This is a genomic window from Thermoplasma sp. Kam2015 (genome assembly GCF_003205235.1).
Lineage (GTDB): Archaea > Thermoplasmatota > Thermoplasmata > Thermoplasmatales > Thermoplasmataceae > Thermoplasma.
Genome location: NZ_QJSM01000018.1, coordinates 58,027 through 74,032 on the forward strand (window position 1 = coordinate 58,027; position 16,006 = coordinate 74,032).

The 16,006-nt window shown below is 45.1% G+C and carries 15 protein-coding genes and 1 pseudogene; 9 read left to right on the top strand and 7 right to left on the bottom strand.

Annotated elements, in window-relative coordinates:
* Window positions 1-19: 19 nt before the first annotated feature.
* Window positions 20-1,207, bottom strand: coding sequence for an acyl-CoA dehydrogenase family protein (locus DMB44_RS02020; protein ID WP_110640381.1), 1,188 nt, complete (start codon window positions 1,205-1,207; stop codon window positions 20-22).
* A gap of 91 nt (window positions 1,208-1,298) precedes the next feature.
* Between DMB44_RS02020 and DMB44_RS02025 the strand changes: the two genes are divergently transcribed.
* Genes DMB44_RS02025 through DMB44_RS02035 form a run of 3 tightly spaced genes read left to right on the top strand, consistent with a single transcriptional unit; the run spans window position 1,299 to window position 3,083 of the window.
* Window positions 1,299-1,838 (top strand): inorganic diphosphatase, encoded by a 540-nt coding sequence (locus tag DMB44_RS02025; protein WP_110640382.1) that lies wholly within the window; start codon window positions 1,299-1,301, stop codon window positions 1,836-1,838.
* Between the two features lie 9 nt (window positions 1,839-1,847).
* Entirely contained in the window at window positions 1,848-2,171 is a 324-nt protein-coding gene (locus DMB44_RS02030; protein ID WP_237265234.1) for a hypothetical protein, read from the top strand.
* A gap of 51 nt (window positions 2,172-2,222) precedes the next feature.
* On the top strand, window positions 2,223-3,083 hold the full coding sequence (locus DMB44_RS02035) for a hypothetical protein (RefSeq protein WP_110640384.1): 861 nt from the start codon (window positions 2,223-2,225) through the stop codon (window positions 3,081-3,083).
* Here DMB44_RS02035 and DMB44_RS02040 read toward each other — a convergent pair.
* From DMB44_RS02040 to DMB44_RS02050, 3 genes are read right to left on the bottom strand one after another with little or no spacing between them, the layout of a single operon-like run.
* Window positions 3,016-5,568: a lipopolysaccharide assembly protein LapB gene (locus DMB44_RS02040; RefSeq protein WP_110640385.1), complete on the bottom strand. Its 2,553-nt coding sequence runs from the start codon at window positions 5,566-5,568 to the stop codon at window positions 3,016-3,018. The two genes, DMB44_RS02035 and DMB44_RS02040, sit on opposite strands and share 68 nt — an antisense overlap.
* A gap of 51 nt (window positions 5,569-5,619) precedes the next feature.
* Window positions 5,620-6,372: a dihydroorotate dehydrogenase electron transfer subunit gene (locus DMB44_RS02045; protein ID WP_110640386.1), complete on the bottom strand. Its 753-nt coding sequence runs from the start codon at window positions 6,370-6,372 to the stop codon at window positions 5,620-5,622.
* Window positions 6,369-7,271, bottom strand: coding sequence for a dihydroorotate dehydrogenase (locus DMB44_RS02050; protein WP_110640387.1), 903 nt, complete (start codon window positions 7,269-7,271; stop codon window positions 6,369-6,371). Before DMB44_RS02050 ends, DMB44_RS02045 begins: the two co-directional genes overlap by 4 nt.
* A 192-nt stretch (window positions 7,272-7,463) precedes the next feature.
* On the opposite strand from DMB44_RS02050, the gene DMB44_RS02055 reads away from it, so the two are divergent.
* The 3 genes and pseudogenes from DMB44_RS02055 to DMB44_RS02065 all read left to right on the top strand — a co-directional run bounded on the left by DMB44_RS02055 (window position 7,464) and on the right by DMB44_RS02065 (window position 10,682).
* Window positions 7,464-8,681, top strand: a complete 1,218-nt coding sequence (locus tag DMB44_RS02055) for an MFS transporter (RefSeq protein WP_110640388.1) — start codon at window positions 7,464-7,466, stop codon at window positions 8,679-8,681.
* 57 nt (window positions 8,682-8,738) lie between these two features.
* Window positions 8,739-10,007: pseudogene (locus DMB44_RS02060) on the top strand (hydroxymethylglutaryl-CoA reductase, degradative); the annotation flags it as partial.
* Between the two features lie 150 nt (window positions 10,008-10,157).
* Entirely contained in the window at window positions 10,158-10,682 is a 525-nt protein-coding gene (locus DMB44_RS02065; RefSeq protein ID WP_110640390.1) for a Holliday junction resolvase-like protein, read from the top strand.
* A gap of 73 nt (window positions 10,683-10,755) precedes the next feature.
* Here the strand turns inward: DMB44_RS02065 and DMB44_RS02070 are convergent, their stop codons facing one another.
* The 3 genes from DMB44_RS02070 to DMB44_RS02080 form a co-directional block, all read right to left on the bottom strand.
* Window positions 10,756-11,154 (bottom strand): hypothetical protein, encoded by a 399-nt coding sequence (locus DMB44_RS02070; RefSeq protein ID WP_110640391.1) that lies wholly within the window; start codon window positions 11,152-11,154, stop codon window positions 10,756-10,758.
* A gap of 397 nt (window positions 11,155-11,551) precedes the next feature.
* Entirely contained in the window at window positions 11,552-12,883 is a 1,332-nt protein-coding gene (locus DMB44_RS02075) for an Eco57I restriction-modification methylase domain-containing protein (RefSeq protein WP_110640632.1), read from the bottom strand.
* 41 nt (window positions 12,884-12,924) lie between these two features.
* On the bottom strand, window positions 12,925-13,449 hold the full coding sequence (locus tag DMB44_RS02080; RefSeq protein ID WP_237265235.1) for a hypothetical protein: 525 nt from the start codon (window positions 13,447-13,449) through the stop codon (window positions 12,925-12,927).
* 96 nt (window positions 13,450-13,545) lie between these two features.
* Between DMB44_RS02080 and DMB44_RS02085 the strand changes: the two genes are divergently transcribed.
* The 3 genes from DMB44_RS02085 to DMB44_RS09240 are packed head-to-tail and all read left to right on the top strand — an operon-like array spanning window position 13,546 to window position 15,966.
* Window positions 13,546-15,291, top strand: coding sequence for an MFS transporter (locus DMB44_RS02085; protein WP_110640393.1), 1,746 nt, complete (start codon window positions 13,546-13,548; stop codon window positions 15,289-15,291).
* Window positions 15,288-15,734 (top strand): MarR family winged helix-turn-helix transcriptional regulator, encoded by a 447-nt coding sequence (locus DMB44_RS02090; protein ID WP_110640394.1) that lies wholly within the window; start codon window positions 15,288-15,290, stop codon window positions 15,732-15,734. Before DMB44_RS02085 ends, DMB44_RS02090 begins: the two co-directional genes overlap by 4 nt.
* Complete coding sequence (locus DMB44_RS09240; RefSeq protein ID WP_153280108.1) at window positions 15,715-15,966, top strand: hypothetical protein; 252 nt, start codon at window positions 15,715-15,717, stop codon at window positions 15,964-15,966. Before DMB44_RS02090 ends, DMB44_RS09240 begins: the two co-directional genes overlap by 20 nt.
* The last annotated feature ends 40 nt before the right edge of the window (window positions 15,967-16,006 follow it).

Consider the following 16,006-nt stretch of genomic DNA (forward strand, 5'->3'; position numbering starts at 1 on the left):
CCGGACTTATGCTGTATGATCAGCGCAGATATTCCTTGCCTATGGATTCCCTTGCCACGATAAGCTTCATTATCTCGCGCGATCCCTCGGCCAGCATAAACGATCTTATCCCGCGGAGGGCCCATTCTTCTGGGCAGTCCTTGGAGTATCCATATGCCCCCTGCCACTGCATTGCATCGTTTATGGCATCGAAACCCCAGGTCGTTGATATGAGCTTGGCCATGGCTATGTTCTTGCTCACATAGAATCTGCTGTATCTCCCATATCTCTGTTCCTGATCGTAGATCCAGAGCGATCTGTAGGCGAAATTCAGCGCAGCCTCCATCTTTGCAACGTCGTCTGCAACCTGGAACTGGAGCCCTTCGTAGGTGGCTATCTCGCGCCCGAAGGCCTTCCTCTGCTTCATGTAATTTATTCCGTTTTCAATGGATTTCAGGGCAGTTCCTGCGGAAATTACGGATATGAGACCTCTCGCAAATTCAAAACCTTCATGCACTATGTTGAAGCCGTGGTTCTCCTCTCCAATCAGGTATCTGGATGGTACATGGAGATCGTTGAATCTCAGCACACCCCATGAGGATCCTTCTCTTCCCATCTCCTCAAGGTAGGATATCTCTATATCATCGGAATATGGTACGTAGAGTAGTGATATGCCCTTCGATCCAGCACCTTCCTTTGTCTTCACTACCGTCACGAAACCCCCACCGTGCTCCTTCACATCTCTGACCAGGCTTATGAAGGATTTCTCGCCGTTGACTATGTATTCATCGCCGCTTCTCTTCGCAGTTGTATCGATTCCGGCGACATCTGATCCGTGTCCGGACTCGGTTGAGGCGATAGCTGTGATCCATTGGCCCTTCGCTACCTTTCGCAGAACATCTCCAAATACTTCCTCCTTTCCATACTTGGAGATAAGATACGACCATGCATTGTCCACAAGGAACAGAACAGGTATGGAAGCCGTCGGATCGCTTCTAGCAATCTGCTCTGCAACAATGCCAGTCGAAACGGCATCGGCCCCCATTCCTCCGAATTTCTCAGGAACCGTCATGCCAAGGTAACCCATCCTTGCCATCTCGCTGTAAACCTCCTCTGGGATCCTCCTCTGACTGCGCATCTTCGCTATGGATGGTGCTATGACCGATTCAGAGAATTTCCTTGCAGTTTCCATCAGTAGCTTCTGATCTTCGCTAAATTCAAAATCCATGATGTTGAAGCACAATACCGATTAAATTTTTTTCCAGTGGGCATTCATATATCAAGCATAATTATAATATACATAGGAACAATGAAAGAATATGGACAGTTTATATCATTCGGTACCAGTGGGTCCAAAGCCACCAGATGAAGTATATACAATCGTGGAGATCCCGAGGGGAAGCAGGGTAAAATACGAGATAGCTAAGGAATTCCCAGGCATGCTCGTCGATAGGGTTCTCTATTCATCTGTTGTGTATCCCGTGGACTACGGCCTGATTCCCAGAACCCTGTATTACGATGGCGATCCTATGGACGTCATGATTCTGATATCGCAGCCAACATTTCCGGGTGCCATCATGAAGGTCAGGCCTATTGGTATGATGAAGATGCTAGATCAGGGTGAGACAGATAATAAGATACTGGCTGTCTTCGATAAGGATCCGAACGTGAGCAATATAAAGGACATTAAGGATGTGAATGCACATCTTCTGGATGAGATCGCCAATTTCTTCTCCACGTATAAGCTTCTTGAGAAGAAGGAGACCAAGGTTCTGGGCTGGGAAGGAAAGGACGCGGCGCTGAAGGAAATACAGGTATCAATGAAGATGTACGAGGAGAAGTACGGAAAGAAGGATTAGGTGTGTGGCATGGCATGGATAAAGATCCGTGTCGGATCCGGTGTCCTAATGATAGATGATGGATTGGGCGAAACGATGCGAAACAGATACCTCGTTCTGCGCACCAGGATGGAAAACGGGCCATGTCAGGACGGCATGTGTCAGATAATAAGGCAGATAGACGCATCACTCGAGGATCAGGTTCCGGACAACATGCTCTTCTTTGGCGATCAGCAGATACGCATCGCCATGGATACCCAGACATATCGATCCATAAATAAGGGCAGAGAAAGCCTGAAGATCAGGCTTGCTCGTGCCGGTATACAGGTATCGGGTTTCACTTACGTAACCTGATACATATATGAATACAGAGAATCTATTTACTTTTGGAAATAATTTACCAATGTGCCTGATCCATATTATGACAAGTTGCAAAGAATACGCATACTCATAACGTTAAAGAGATACGCGGAAGCGATCAGGATCATAGACGCTATCCTCGCGGAGAAAGAGGATCAGGTTCTGTTCTACTATAAGATGTCCCTGCTATACCAATTGGGAAGGTTCGATGAACTAAGAAGGACGGCGGATTACGCCGTTTCACGTTTTCCTGAGAGCCTGTCTATGAGGATATGGCATCTCATAAGTGACATAAAGATCGGCGATGTGCTGGCAGCTGCAGATCTGATGCCATCAATAGATCGCATAGCCTCTTCAGATAAGAAGGATGACAGGATCAGATTCCCGGATCCGTTCGCTGAAAGATTCTACGGTTCGGTTAGATTTCTGAAAGAAATGTATGGAAAATCGGTGCTGACGTGGGAAATGGGCGATCTGATAAGAAAGATGGTTGATGACAGGGTTCCGCAGGAGACAATTGAAGGTCTATATACATCCCACTTCGATCACCTGGACAGAAATCTGAAGGATCTGAATGGAAACAGCAGATCCTTTTACCTGCTCTCCAAGGGACGTATAGGTGATGCCCTGCTGGATATGCTTCGCAACGGTCAAGCCGAAATATACAGGAAATTTATGCTGGATAAATTCACGGAATTCTACAAGCAGACCGAATCTCAGAGGGATCCATTCATACTGGCCGTTCGCTATCACATTGCACGGCTAAAAGATAAAAGCATTCAGGCCCTGAACGATGCAACTAGCATTGATTATATGGAAAAGGGCATTGCAAGGATGATCATTGAGTCTGAGAATAACGTGTTAACCTCTTCAGAGGTTCCACAAACGGTTCAGGCGTTACGCTGATTATGTGCCTTAGATCTTCATCCTTGCCGGCAAATCTGTAAAGCGCAAATGCATTCAGAAGCACTGGAAGCATGGATTTCAGAGATCCGTGGAGATGATCCTCCTCGATTATTCTGTACCTTGAAGACACTATGCCGTCATAGTTCTCGCTGCGTATATTGCCGAATATAGAATAGCACGCATCATAGTATTCGATATTTGTTGGAGGCTTTGGCATCTTATCGAAGTACATTCTGAATTCCTCAATATTATCTGTGAACAGGTACATTAACGCCCTGTGGAACGATGCATTCACTATCTCATATGGAATGTTCATATGGTATGCTGCCTGATCAGCCTTTTCCATATACTTCATGGCCAGATCGCCATTGCCCTTCAGATAGAAATAGTAGGAGATTGCTATATAAAATGTGCTGGCATAATCATCTCTGTACACATTTCTCTCTATCTCCTGTTCAGATACCTCTGATCCGCCATCTGCAATGCTCGATATTATCTGCGTGAATATCCTGGCCATAGAAGACTGTTCTTCATTTGCACCCTCTTCAGCTGCGAGCATGGCATACTTCCTTGCCAGTTTGAAGTCCAGCAGACCTGTGTAATAGAGTGCAAGGAACCTGTGTATGTGATAGGCAACACGTTTTTCACCGGTGACATCCAGTATTCTCAGCATGAGCGGTATATACCCCTCCGCATACTCCTGATGGCCAATTACGTAGTATATCTCGGAGAGATTGTACACAGCGTATAGTCTGGATATCAGATCCCCAGTGGTGTAGGTTTGTTCGATCAGCTCTTTGAGGGTGCTTATTGCCTGATCATACTTGCCCGTATACACATCTATGAGAGATATGTTGTTTAGGTTCCTTGCCACCTCGGAGTAGTTGCCAATGGTCCTGTTTATCTCCAGGGCCTCACCATATTTCTTCAGGGCATCATCGTATCTGTACTCCGCCATGTCTATACCGCCGAGCAGGTTCAGGGCTCCTGCCTCCATGTCCTTCAGGCCCATCTTCCTCGACCTGATCAGAACATCCTGGAGAAGATCCGTTGCGGCATCATAGTCCCCCCTTCTGTAAAGTATGGATGCCTTCTTGTATTTGAGCGATATTTCGTCCCTCTCATCATTGAGCTTTCCAGAGAGGCTATCAAGTAGCTCGCTGGCTCTATCATATTCGCCCTTCGATATCAGAATACTGGATACATCCATGACCACGGTGAGGCTGTCGTGATCGTATGCATTGTAGCATTCCAGGGCTCTTTCCAGCTCCCCCTTTCTGTAATAGGCATGGCACAGAACATATGCTGCCGGTGATTTGCTGTCTTTCCCGAAGACGAACTCCAGATCCTCTATCGCCTCATCTATCGAACCGTACATATCCACTATCTTTTCTCCAGTCTGCTCTATGATCTTCATTATGTCGTTCAGGCGCCCTCCCTGTCTCAATATGTGTATCTTCTGGGCCTCATTGAGAGATCTGAAGAAATCCGTCTCATACATCCTCTGTATTATGTATTCTTTTTCTGATTCTGATATATTTCGCATCACCGTTTGCTTGATCTTATCATTATCATACCTCACAACTCCATTGACGAATCTTATCATGCCAGACGCCTCAAGGCTCTTCATCATCTCAAGCAGATCTGACTTCGGCTTGCCTAGAAGCGTGGAGAGATCATCTAGAGTGAGATCCCTTCCAGCCACAGCCATTATCTGTATCATAGTTCTCTGAAGTTCCGTCAGATTCCTGAGAACGCGTTCATAGTAGATCTCCGTAGTGGGTGGAACCGGAAAGTAGCGGAAGGATACCTCATTTATTTCGTTTTTCTCGTTTATTAGCCCAAGATCCTTATAATATCTCAGAGCATAGCGAAAATTATCCATGTTGAAGTTTGTTATTCTGGCAATCTCTTTTACGAAATTCTCCGGCAGCTTGTAACCCATCTTCTTAGTCAAAAATACTATATCATCAAGGCCGGGTTTCTCTATCTTCAGTATATTTATGTAATCCTCACTAGCTATAAAATTTATGAATCTATCATAATCTTCAGCATCATCCGTACTGTACGTTCCTATGAAGGTTATGTTCCTGTTCCGCGTTGCTCTGCACATATAGAGCAGTATGTTCTTCGATTCTATGGTGAGCCTCTCCATTCCGTATACCGCAACCACGATCCTCTTCCTGTTGTTCTTGACGAATTCATCAAATTCCCTTATTATTTCATTCCTATCTCTGCTCTCAGTCCTTGATGTCAACTTATCCATTATAGCGTTCACGGTCTGATTCCTGTAAAGCTCTCCGATGGGAGGGGCAGCCTCGGAGACAACAAAGTAATCGAGCTTCTCCAGAGATTTCAGCAGTATCTCCAGAATATCCTTTTTCCCTATGAAGCTATCCCCAACCAGCACATATGAAGATGAGCTTTTCTGAATGCTTGATATGATAAAATCAGGAATCTCCTTGAGCGATAGCGCTTTCTCCATGCTGCAGCATCTACGAATATAAATTAAAACTTTCTTCCATAAATCAAGATTTCATTTCATATTGAGGCTTATTCTCTTTCCAGAATATGTGGTTCTGTAAATTCCGAACTCCGGATTATCCCTGAGCTGTTCTATGCTGAATACGGGTCCCTGTTTGCAGACCTGAAGGCCACCAACTGAACACGAATCGCATATGCCAATACCGCATTTCATTGTTCGTTCAAGAGAGAACTCAGCATCGACTTGTCTATCCTTGAGTTTCAGCATAACCCTGTAAAGCATCTGTTCAGGTCCGCACACATAGATCTTCCTGTACACGGACAGATCCATGCGATCCAGGAGATCGTGGGGGAAACCATGGAAACCGGCGCTGCCATCATCCGTCGCAAGGAACAGTCTGCTATCAGGAAAACGGTCTGCGAATATGATCTCATCACGGGTTTTCGCAGAGATTATGGCATCCGTCTCTGAATCTGCTATGGGAAGAAGCGATGCAATTCCGGAACCACCGCCTATTAGAAGTTTCCTGCCAGACTCGACCTGGAACCCGTTTCCATATGGACCACGTATGAAGAACTCATTTCCTGGCTGAAGTTCTATCATCGCCTGAGACGTCTTTCCATAAGCCTTCACGGTTATACCTTTCAGAGAACCTATGTATGAGAGAGACATCGGTATTTCACCGAGTCCAGGCAGCCATACCATCACAAACTGCCCTGCCGAAATCTTCTGATCCCATCTGAAGAACAAGGTTCTTACGTTCTTCGCCTCGTCTTTTACCCTTTCCACGGTGATTCTGTTCATCTTATCGCTACCCCCACCATATCGGATATTCTACCAAAGCCCTCGTCATCCATGAACGTGTTCATCTGCGATATAATATCCCTGAATATTCCTTTGCCCCTTGTGTAAAGTGCCGTGCCGATCTGCACGGCCGAAGCACCTGCCATTATATATTCAACTGCATCTTCAAAGCTGGCTATACCTCCAACGCCTATTATCTCCTTTCCAGTTTCCTTCTTGACTTCATACACATATCTTATGCCCACAGGCTTTATGGCCGGTCCGGATAGCCCACCGTAAATATTCGTCAGAACGGGTGATCTTGCCCTTATATCGATCTTCATGGACTTTACGGTATTTATGAGCACATACGCATCGGCTTTCTCTGCGGCCTTAGCAATATCAAGTATGTTTGATACGTTTGGGCTGAGCTTTGCGAACACTGGAATCTTCAACTTTGATTTAATTTCATCAACTATATCCTCAACTAGGTCAGGATCGGATCCGACCTCAAGGCCAAAACCTTTAACATGCGGACAGCTGAGATTGAGTTCGACCGCATCACAGCCATACTCCTGCATTTTCAATCCAAGGGATGTGAAGCCATCTGCATCCGATGCAAATATGCTTCCTATCACAGGCTTCCCCGCTCGTTTTGCTATTCTGATCTCTTCGGCAAAACTGTCTATACCGGGATTTGATAGGCCAACCGCATTGATCAGGCTATCTCCATATTCTACTATTATGGGAGTGGAATATCCATTTCTTTCCTCATTCCCGATGGATTTTGTGACTACGGCCGCGGCACCATTTTTCATCACATCTAGCATGGTGTATCCGTTTTCATCAAGTATACCCGATGCCAGCATGAGGGGGTTTTCAAGCCTAATGCCCGCTACAGAGGTGGATAGATCTGCCATCAAGAGGTTACGTTATACCAATATGTAAATGCTTTTCTGATACACTTCGAAGAGTAGAGAAATTCATGATATGATCGCGTATTCTGATAGCTATTTCAAAATCAAAATCAATTGAAGTTGAGACAAATATTTAGATATCAATATTTTAATAGAAAACTATATTTCCTGGGATGTAATATCGAGGATCGAAATATGCCTAAATTCTCACGATCTGCTGTATTGTCAATATTGCTGATACTTGCGGTTACGTTCACCATGAGGATGACAACGAACATGCTTATGACGTCTATCCCCGTACTGGCGAAGTTCACGCTGTTGGCATCCACATTCCTCACGGCGTTGCCTGTGGTGATGTACGCAGTGACAGGTCTGCTGGCAAACCTGTTCCTCAACGGTAGGATACGGGCCTCAAGAATAGCCATATCTATAGCGGCATCGCTTTTCGTTATGGCGCTTTCTCTTCCCCTGTTCTATTTGGCTCAGAATATATGGGAGGTTGCCGCGATAGCTGCTGTGGACGGACTATCAATGGGTCTCGTTCCGCCGCTGCTGCTCACGATGATATCGCTTGCATACGAGGATATAAGGGATAACGTTCTTGGCTTTTACACCTCCGCTCTCTCCATAAGCCTGATCGCAGGTACCTTCATGCAGGGATTTCTGCTCTCTTCGATATCGGTTTCAGTTCGTGATCTCTTTCTCTACTTCTTCCCGGTTCCCCTAATTTCGGCCTTCCTTATGCTGATACTTGCGGCGAAGATCAAGATCGATGATGGAGGCCAGAGGAGAAACATATCAACATCGACCATAATAAGGACGATACCCCGATTGTTCAGGAATCGCGGATTCAATTTCGGGTTCTATGGCAATCTGACCTATTCTTTTCCCTTTGTTATAATTATGACCTATGGCAGCCTCATAGCGAAATACTATTCCGGTCTATCGCCAGCCATGTTCTTCTATGCCCTGACATCGTTTTTCTTTGTATCCATGATTACGAGGCTCTCCATGTCATTCCGCCCACCTGAGAATCGCTACAGGCTCATGTTCGTGTCGCTGGCCTTCACCATAGCAGGCTTTGTTGCTCTGACACTGAGCCGCAATCCATACGAATTCGTAATCTCCATGATACTGCTCGGATTCCCGCACGGTTCCATCTATCCAATAGCGACAATGAGCGTGTCCTCATCGGTGCAGAAATCAGAAATATCTATAGCGTTTGCCACGTTCAACATAATATTCAACATACTTAATCTTGCACTCCCTGCTGCATTCGGCTACATAGCCCAGATAGCAACGATCCGCATTGCCATGCTAGTCATGATAGCACCTATGGCCTATATCTCCTATGAATCCATAAGAAACGGGATCGCCATAAGGAGACAGCGATCGGTGATCACGGCCGATTGATCCTTCAAAGCAAGATTCGTCGGGGTTCATATATGAACAGTTTTTTATAAGGTTTGTCTATCATTGTATATGAAAACATCTGACATCTCCGGCTTCTATAAACTGTCCGTGGATGAACGTCTCCAGTTGGTGAAGGAATTTTCTGATCTTACAGAAGAGGAGGTTTCCATTCTAAAGAAGAACGGATCGCTGCCCATTGAAAAGGCCGACAAGATCATTGAGAACGTTATAACAACCATAGAGCTGCCCATGGGGATAGCTGTAAACTTCAGAATAAATGATCGGGACTACCTGATTCCGATGGCGATAGAGGAGCCGTCAGTGGTTGCCGCTGCATCAAACGCCGCAAAGGTAGCGAGGAAGAAGGGTGGTTTCAAGGCCTTCGCTACTGATCCGTTGATGATTGGAGAAATACAGGTCTTAGATGTTCCGACGCCATACAGAGCAAAAATAGAACTGCTTGAGGAGAAGCAGAGGATCATAGAGATGGCAAACACAAGGAGCAGAACTCTGTCATCCATGAACGCTGGAGCAAAAGACATCGAGGTTGAGATCTTCGAGAATCCATACAGGATGATGATCGTTCATCTCATAGTCGATGTGAGGGATGCCATGGGTGCAAATGTGATAAATAGCATGTGCGAATTCATAGCACCTGAAATCGAAAGGATAACGGGCGGCCGCGTCAATTTGAGGATACTGAGCAATCTGACCAGAAACAGAATAGCGTACGCTTCTGCCGTTTTTTCAAAGGACATAATCGGAGAGGAAGCGGTCAACACCATAATAGATGCATATCACATGGCCGCCATTGATATATACAGGGCGGCTACCAACAACAAGGGAATAATGAATGGAGTGGACGCAGTCCTCATGGCAACCATGAACGACTGGAGATCCGCCGAGGCAAATGCGCATTCCTATGCAGCAGTCTACGGTTATGGACCGCTGGCAAGATATGAGAAGGACAAGAACGGTGACCTCGTTGGAACGATCGAGATCCCGATTGCGGTCGGCACGGTTGGAGGCACAACAAGAAGCATCGACAAGGCAAGGATAGCAATGAAGATCCTCGGGGTTAAGGATTCAAGGGAATTTGCTGGTGTACTTGCCGCTGTCGGTCTAGCTCAGAACTTTGCCGCATTGAGGGCACTTGCAACAGAGGGAATACAGAGAGGGCATATGGAACTGCATTCCAGAAACATTGCAATGTCCGTCGGAGCAGTTGGTGACGAGATCGATCGCGTCGTCGCCAGGATGCTTGAGGATAAGGACATATCCATGACGAATGCTAAAAAGATACTAGATGAGATGAGGAAAAAATAGATCATGTATTGCGCGCATACAAGTCAGAAGCGGCTAGAAAGCTTAAGGCCGCATCAGGCGATCCTCGATGGAGACCTCGCAAGGGAAATCGCATTGTTCCGACGATCTGACAGCATAATGTATAAATTTAGATAATCCCTATGGAAATTGATGAATGCACTTCTTCTTCTTGGAGCCCTCTCGTCTATTCTGATACTAATCATCCTGATACTGTATTTCGAACTCCAATCGCTCCGGAAGAAGCTCCTAGCAAAGGAATTCCAGATCCAGGAAACACTGCAAAGAGCTAGCTCCACGTTCAGCGAAGCCATGGCAATGAGAGAAGAAGCACAGAGGATGAAGGAGGATCTGGAACGACGGGTAGACGAAGCGCGGAGGGAATCCGTCCAGAAGAGCAAGGAGGTTGTAGCTGGAAAGGTCACGGAACAGCTAGCCCCGTTTTTTCCAAATTTCAAGTACAATCCAAGGGATGTAAGGTTCATAGGCACGCCAATAGATCTGGTTGTATTCAATGGGCTTGATTCCGGGAAGGTGGAATCAATAGTGTTCATGGAGATAAAGACTGGAAACTCGAGGATGACGGAGAGGGAAAGGAGCGTCAAGGAGGCCATAGATGCTTCGCGGGTATCGTTTGAGATATTGAGAATAGACTCAACCTTAGATCAGGTGGAATGAACTCTGCGATTTCGGATAGACCTCTGTCCGCAGTCGCATCCCTCAGAGCTTCAATGAGGCCTCATCCACCATCTCATTCCCCGATCTTTCTCCACCAATATGGGTACTGGTTCAATATCTCTAGATTTGGATAAACGGCGGCGATCTTATCTTTTAAAACTGCATGTTCTATTACAGCCTCGATATATTCTCCAGCCTTCATGTCATAATCCCTTACAAGTTCCTGGGGTATCTCCAGACCTATGTGGTCATAACCCCGACTGTCCTTGAAGGTCACCGTACGGCAGATGGCCTTCTCATCTATGCTGTGGGTCGGTAATTTTAGATGTGGATCGAACACCTTTACTAGATGTACGAGCAGATATTCATCACCGTTTCCGCGTAGATTGGCATAGCTCACAGTCTCCGCAGGTATTCTTACAATGATCTTGCCGTTTTCGTCCCTGAGCATTTCAACAAATCGTTCAGGCATCGATAATAAAATTTGTGGCATTATAAAAAGTTAACTGTAAATTTTTTACGATTTTTTTCGGTTCAATCGAATCCTTGTATAGCAATAATGGCATTTTATATTCAGAAGACAGATGTCAATTTTGATCGAACCGCATGATACCTTATGTTGAACGTCTTGAAAAATGGCTCTTGCATTTTCCTGGTGAGCTAGTTCTCAGCTGAATCTTCGGATCTTCCTTCCATCGAAGATACCCATGAATTTCCGTACATACTCACAAACCATACATCGCTATAACCACAGGCGTCTATTCGGATCGCGCCTATACTATTGGGAGATATCTGTGCATCTCTTGCCCGAAGAAGGAGAATTACTGCTTTCCGCAAACCCCTAACTTCTCCTTAAATATTGTTCGAAATCACTCATGGCCCTCTAGATCTGCAGGCGATATAGTGTTGATGAGATTTCTGACATGCTTCAGGCCAAGATATTTCCTGACATATGGTGAGGAATCTGTATATTTGTACGTGGTCATGAAATCGCTGTCAAGAGAAGCCCTCAGCATCTCAAGCCTTTCATTGAATACCTTTCCAAGCTTTAGAGCCATCTTTGCATCGATCTCTGGTCTAAGAAATATCTGTATTGGATTTGTCCTGTATGTCTGGCCCCTTACATAAACTCCATCTGCATCAAAAAAATCGCGAACTGGATAAAGTCCGGCCCTCCCATCCCATCTTCCACTGTCGATGGTCCTGACGAACAGTGGATTATTCATTATTCTGGAATACATCCACTCATTCACAAGAAAGCGCTCAACCCTATAGGTCCTTCCATCGTATTCTTTAGAATTGACGAGTAAGACCTCATTTTCTCCAGAATTCATTAGAAGGTCTTCATAGTGAAGATAGAATCCTGCATCGAAGTTACCTTCTCTGCGATGCGATCTGACGTAATCATCGAAACCTGCACCAGCCCTGTAATCGTTTGATTTTTTCAATGAATACGTAATACTTCTCTCATTGGTTCCTATCTTTCTTGCCCTGAAATCAATATTATCATTATTGCCCGTAATCCTGGAAAAATGGAATATGCCCACGTTCATGCCTGTATGGTGGAATATCCGCCTCTCAAATAACAGGGCTTCTTTAATTGTGTAAGAACTCAATATCATCCGTCTTGCAAAGTTCGAACCAGCTTCTGAGAATATGAAATTTGTTGGCAGTATGTATATCATCCTCTCTATGCCATTCCTCAGATCGTTTGCTAGAGCTATCTGATAGAGATCCTGAAGCCCAGAATTTTCAGAATTGAAATATCTCATCAATCTTTCAACCTTCCTTTTGGCGATATAGCCTATATAGAGATAAGGCGGATTTGTTATGTGAAAAGGTGGAAAATCGGATTCGATCTTGGGATAATTGGCAAGCGAGTCGTTTTTCCTTATATTTCTCGACGCAATATCTTCCGGTATACCATATTCTTTTGATCTTTTTACAGCTCTTTCTATCATTTCCTCCTGTATATCGAACATGAAGATGTGCTTCGAGAAGAATGGCACGCGGTCTTCATATGGTATATAGTTAAGGATGGGAAGGATAAGATTCCCCTCGCCACAGAACAGATCCATCCACGCATAATGATATAATTTATCAGATATCATCGGGTAAATGTATCTTTGAAATATATCCTCTGGTGTAAGGTGAACCCCGAGATCACGTCTTCTGTTGACATCTTCTTGATCACTTTTCATCTGGTGATCGGTTATGTCCATCACGTTATTATTAAATTTTCTTACTGAGCTAAGTCTTGCGGTGGAAGCATGAGTAAAATTACGAAGTACGTCGATGCGCCTGCGGCGTTGATGAATATGATCGTATCAGGATATGGGGTGCCAGGCTTCATTGATTTTACAGCCTGCTGATTCACGAGCAGCGTTATGTTATACGTCTGTGGAGCCGTAGTGGCATTTGTGATCTCCATATAGTTTCCAGTGGAGTTTATGTAGGTTATATTCTCCCACACATATGCGCTTCTGTTCAGTGGAGCTATGTCGTAAACGTACACAGGATCAGAGCTTGAATTCAATGTAAAATTCAGCGTTATCTTCTGCGTATACGGAGTCACAAAATATATGGAATAAGCCGAATTGTTGACTTTTTCAATATAATCTGGCTTTAGTTCAGGTTTGACGATCATTTTACCGGATACGCTGACAGAAGTGGATGAGGAAGAATGACCTGTGACTTCATAGGTCATAGCCGCAAATATTATTAAAACAGCTATGCTTATAGCAATGCTTGCCGTCTTTGAAAGCATACTCCTTAATTTAATATACATATAAAATGTTTTCCAATAATTAATTAACAAATAATTAATTGATTAAGTATTTATAAGAGTTTTCTATCCACAATTATGGTTCAGTACAAATGGGTTGCGCTCTCGAACACAACCATTGGAGTCCTTATGGCTTCGATTAACGGTACAATTCTTATGATCTCGCTGCCAGCCATATTCAGAGGTATAGACCTGAACCCATTCTTGCCTTCGTCATTCCAGTATCTCCTCTGGATCCTGATGGGATACATGGTTGTCACCGCTGTCCTTCTTGTTACGGTTGGCAGGCTTTCTGATATATATGGCAGAGTCAGATTGTTCAATTTCGGTTTTGCCATATTCACTGCGGGTTCCATACTGCTGTTCCTTACTCCAGGTCATGGAACAACGGCTGCCCTGTATCTCATCGTCTTCAGAATGATACAGGCTATCGGTGCATCTTTCCTCTTTGCGAATTCAGCGGCGATAATAACAGACGCATTTCCATCAAATGAGAGGGGTAAGGCTATGGGCATAAACCAGATCGCAGCCCTGGCCGGATCGCTGATAGGTCTGATCGTGGGTGGAATACTGGCCACGATAAACTGGCGCTACGTCTTTCTCGTCAGCGTTCCTGTAGGTGCACTAGGTACAATATGGTCCTATCTGAAGCTCAAGGATCAGTCCGTCAGGAGAAAAGATGAAAAGATCGATCTGCCAGGTAACGTCACCTTTGCAGCTGGATTGACGCTTATATTAATAGGCATAACCTATGGTCTGATGCCATACGGATCATCAAGCATGGGATGGGCAAATCCATGGGTCATGGCATCCATGATATCTGGGGCCGCCATGCTCATAGCTTTTCCGTTCATCGAACTTCATGTGGATCAGCCAATGTTTGACATGCATCTGTTCAAATACAGGGGCTTTACGTTCGGTAATTTCGCCGGATTCTTTCAGTCCATGGGAATGGGTGGGGTCATGTTCATGGTCATCATACTGCTGCAGGGCATATGGCTGCCTCTCCATGGATATTCCTATTCATCCGTCCCATTCTGGGCAGGAATATACACAATACCCATGATGGCAGGCTTCGTAATATTTGGTCCGATAAGCGGTGCCCTATCGGATAGAATAGGCGCCAGGTTCCTGACAACCCTAGGAATGATCGTCGGTGCCGTGGCATTCATACTTCTTACATTATTCCCGTACAACTTCAGCTATCCGCCATTCGCCGCTACGCTGTTCATGATGGGCTCAGGCATGGGACTATTTGGAGCTCCAAACATCACTGCAGTGATGAATTCTCTTCCCCCTCACTACCGTGGCACAGGGTCAGGTATGAGATCTACGCTGCAAAATACTGGACAGACTGCCAGTATGGGTATATTCTTCACAATAGTACTCATCACTCTCACATCGTATCTCTCATCATCATTCAACACGGCTTTGGCTGCTGCTGGAGCATCTATTCTCATCCCTGTATTCGACAAGATACCTGCCACTTCAGCACTGTTCTCAGCGTTCCTTGGATATAACCCAATGGCGACCATACTCGGTCTTCTACCATCTTCATTTTCTTCACTCATAAGCCCGACATCACTTTCGATCCTTGAAGGTACGCATTGGTTCCCCCTGGCGCTTGCTCCAGCATTCATGAAGGCTCTGCATGCCTCGTTCTATGCTGGTGCAGGAATTCTTGTGATAGCTGCTCTACTGTCCGCATTCAGAGGAAAGAGATTCATCTATGGCGAAGACACAGAATTTAAGGAGAAGATCCAAGAAAAGACTGAAACCAAGGTATCAGCGCAGGTTGAAGTAATGAGGGATGGAAAGAAATGATGGAAGAGGATTGCGAGACACTGATGGATATCTGGCATCATTTTGCCAGAGTTTATATACTTGGAAAGAAAAGAATGGAGGATAGTCTCCAGATCATGCAGTTGAAGCCTATAGAGGTACGAATACTCCACCACCTTTCGGAGGAAAACTCAAATGTGAACAGGCTTGCAGAGATGAACTTTGTAACTCCAGCATGGATAACTGGCGTGCTTGACGATCTTGAAAGCAAAGGTTTCATAGAAAGATCCAGGAACCCAGCAGACAGGAGGGTAGTGAACGTGGAAATCACAGAAAGGGGAAGGCAGGTTCTAACTGAGAGTCATCGCATATACATCAATTTTATCAGGGAATCGATCAGTTCTTTCAGCAGGGAAGAGATAGACGAGTTCACCAGGCTTCTGAAGAAGATCGAAGAGAGCCTTGGTGAGCTGCCCCTCAGCTGAGGCTTCGGATCTTCCTGATTCAACTATCAAACTCGATCCCCATACTGCCAGATCGCAGTCTCCCGTCATTGGAAACTTTCTTTCGGATCACGTCTGGAAGAATGGTTACGGAGGTTGCGATCTCCACAGGCGTCTATTCGGATCTCATCGATCCTACCCAGTTATCATCCACTTGGTTTTCATGGATGATACAAAAAAATATGGGAAGACGATCTATAAATATTTCCATTGAAGGAAGTCCGTGTGTCTCTTGTACGAAGAGAGAGTGTTAC

What these genes read in the sequence shown, in the direction of transcription:
- DMB44_RS02020 (WP_110640381.1), bottom strand. Translation starts at nt 1,207, where the DNA reads ATGGATTTTGAATTTAGCGAAGATCAGAAGCTACTGATGGAAACTGCA.
- DMB44_RS02025 (WP_110640382.1), top strand. Translation starts at nt 1,299, where the DNA reads ATGGACAGTTTATATCATTCGGTACCAGTGGGTCCAAAGCCACCAGAT.
- DMB44_RS02030 (WP_237265234.1), top strand. Translation starts at nt 1,848, where the DNA reads ATGGCATGGATAAAGATCCGTGTCGGATCCGGTGTCCTAATGATAGAT.
- DMB44_RS02040 (WP_110640385.1), bottom strand. Translation starts at nt 5,568, where the DNA reads ATGGAGAAAGCGCTATCGCTCAAGGAGATTCCTGATTTTATCATATCA.
- DMB44_RS02045 (WP_110640386.1), bottom strand. Translation starts at nt 6,372, where the DNA reads ATGAACAGAATCACCGTGGAAAGGGTAAAAGACGAGGCGAAGAACGTA.
- DMB44_RS02050 (WP_110640387.1), bottom strand. Translation starts at nt 7,271, where the DNA reads ATGGCAGATCTATCCACCTCTGTAGCGGGCATTAGGCTTGAAAACCCC.
- DMB44_RS02055 (WP_110640388.1), top strand. Translation starts at nt 7,464, where the DNA reads ATGCCTAAATTCTCACGATCTGCTGTATTGTCAATATTGCTGATACTT.
- DMB44_RS02065 (WP_110640390.1), top strand. Translation starts at nt 10,158, where the DNA reads ATGAATGCACTTCTTCTTCTTGGAGCCCTCTCGTCTATTCTGATACTA.
- DMB44_RS02070 (WP_110640391.1), bottom strand. Translation starts at nt 11,154, where the DNA reads ATGCCTGAACGATTTGTTGAAATGCTCAGGGACGAAAACGGCAAGATC.
- DMB44_RS02075 (WP_110640632.1), bottom strand. Translation starts at nt 12,883, where the DNA reads ATGAAAAGTGATCAAGAAGATGTCAACAGAAGACGTGATCTCGGGGTT.
- DMB44_RS02080 (WP_237265235.1), bottom strand. Translation starts at nt 13,449, where the DNA reads ATGCTTTCAAAGACGGCAAGCATTGCTATAAGCATAGCTGTTTTAATA.
- DMB44_RS02085 (WP_110640393.1), top strand. Translation starts at nt 13,546, where the DNA reads ATGGTTCAGTACAAATGGGTTGCGCTCTCGAACACAACCATTGGAGTC.
- DMB44_RS02090 (WP_110640394.1), top strand. Translation starts at nt 15,288, where the DNA reads ATGATGGAAGAGGATTGCGAGACACTGATGGATATCTGGCATCATTTT.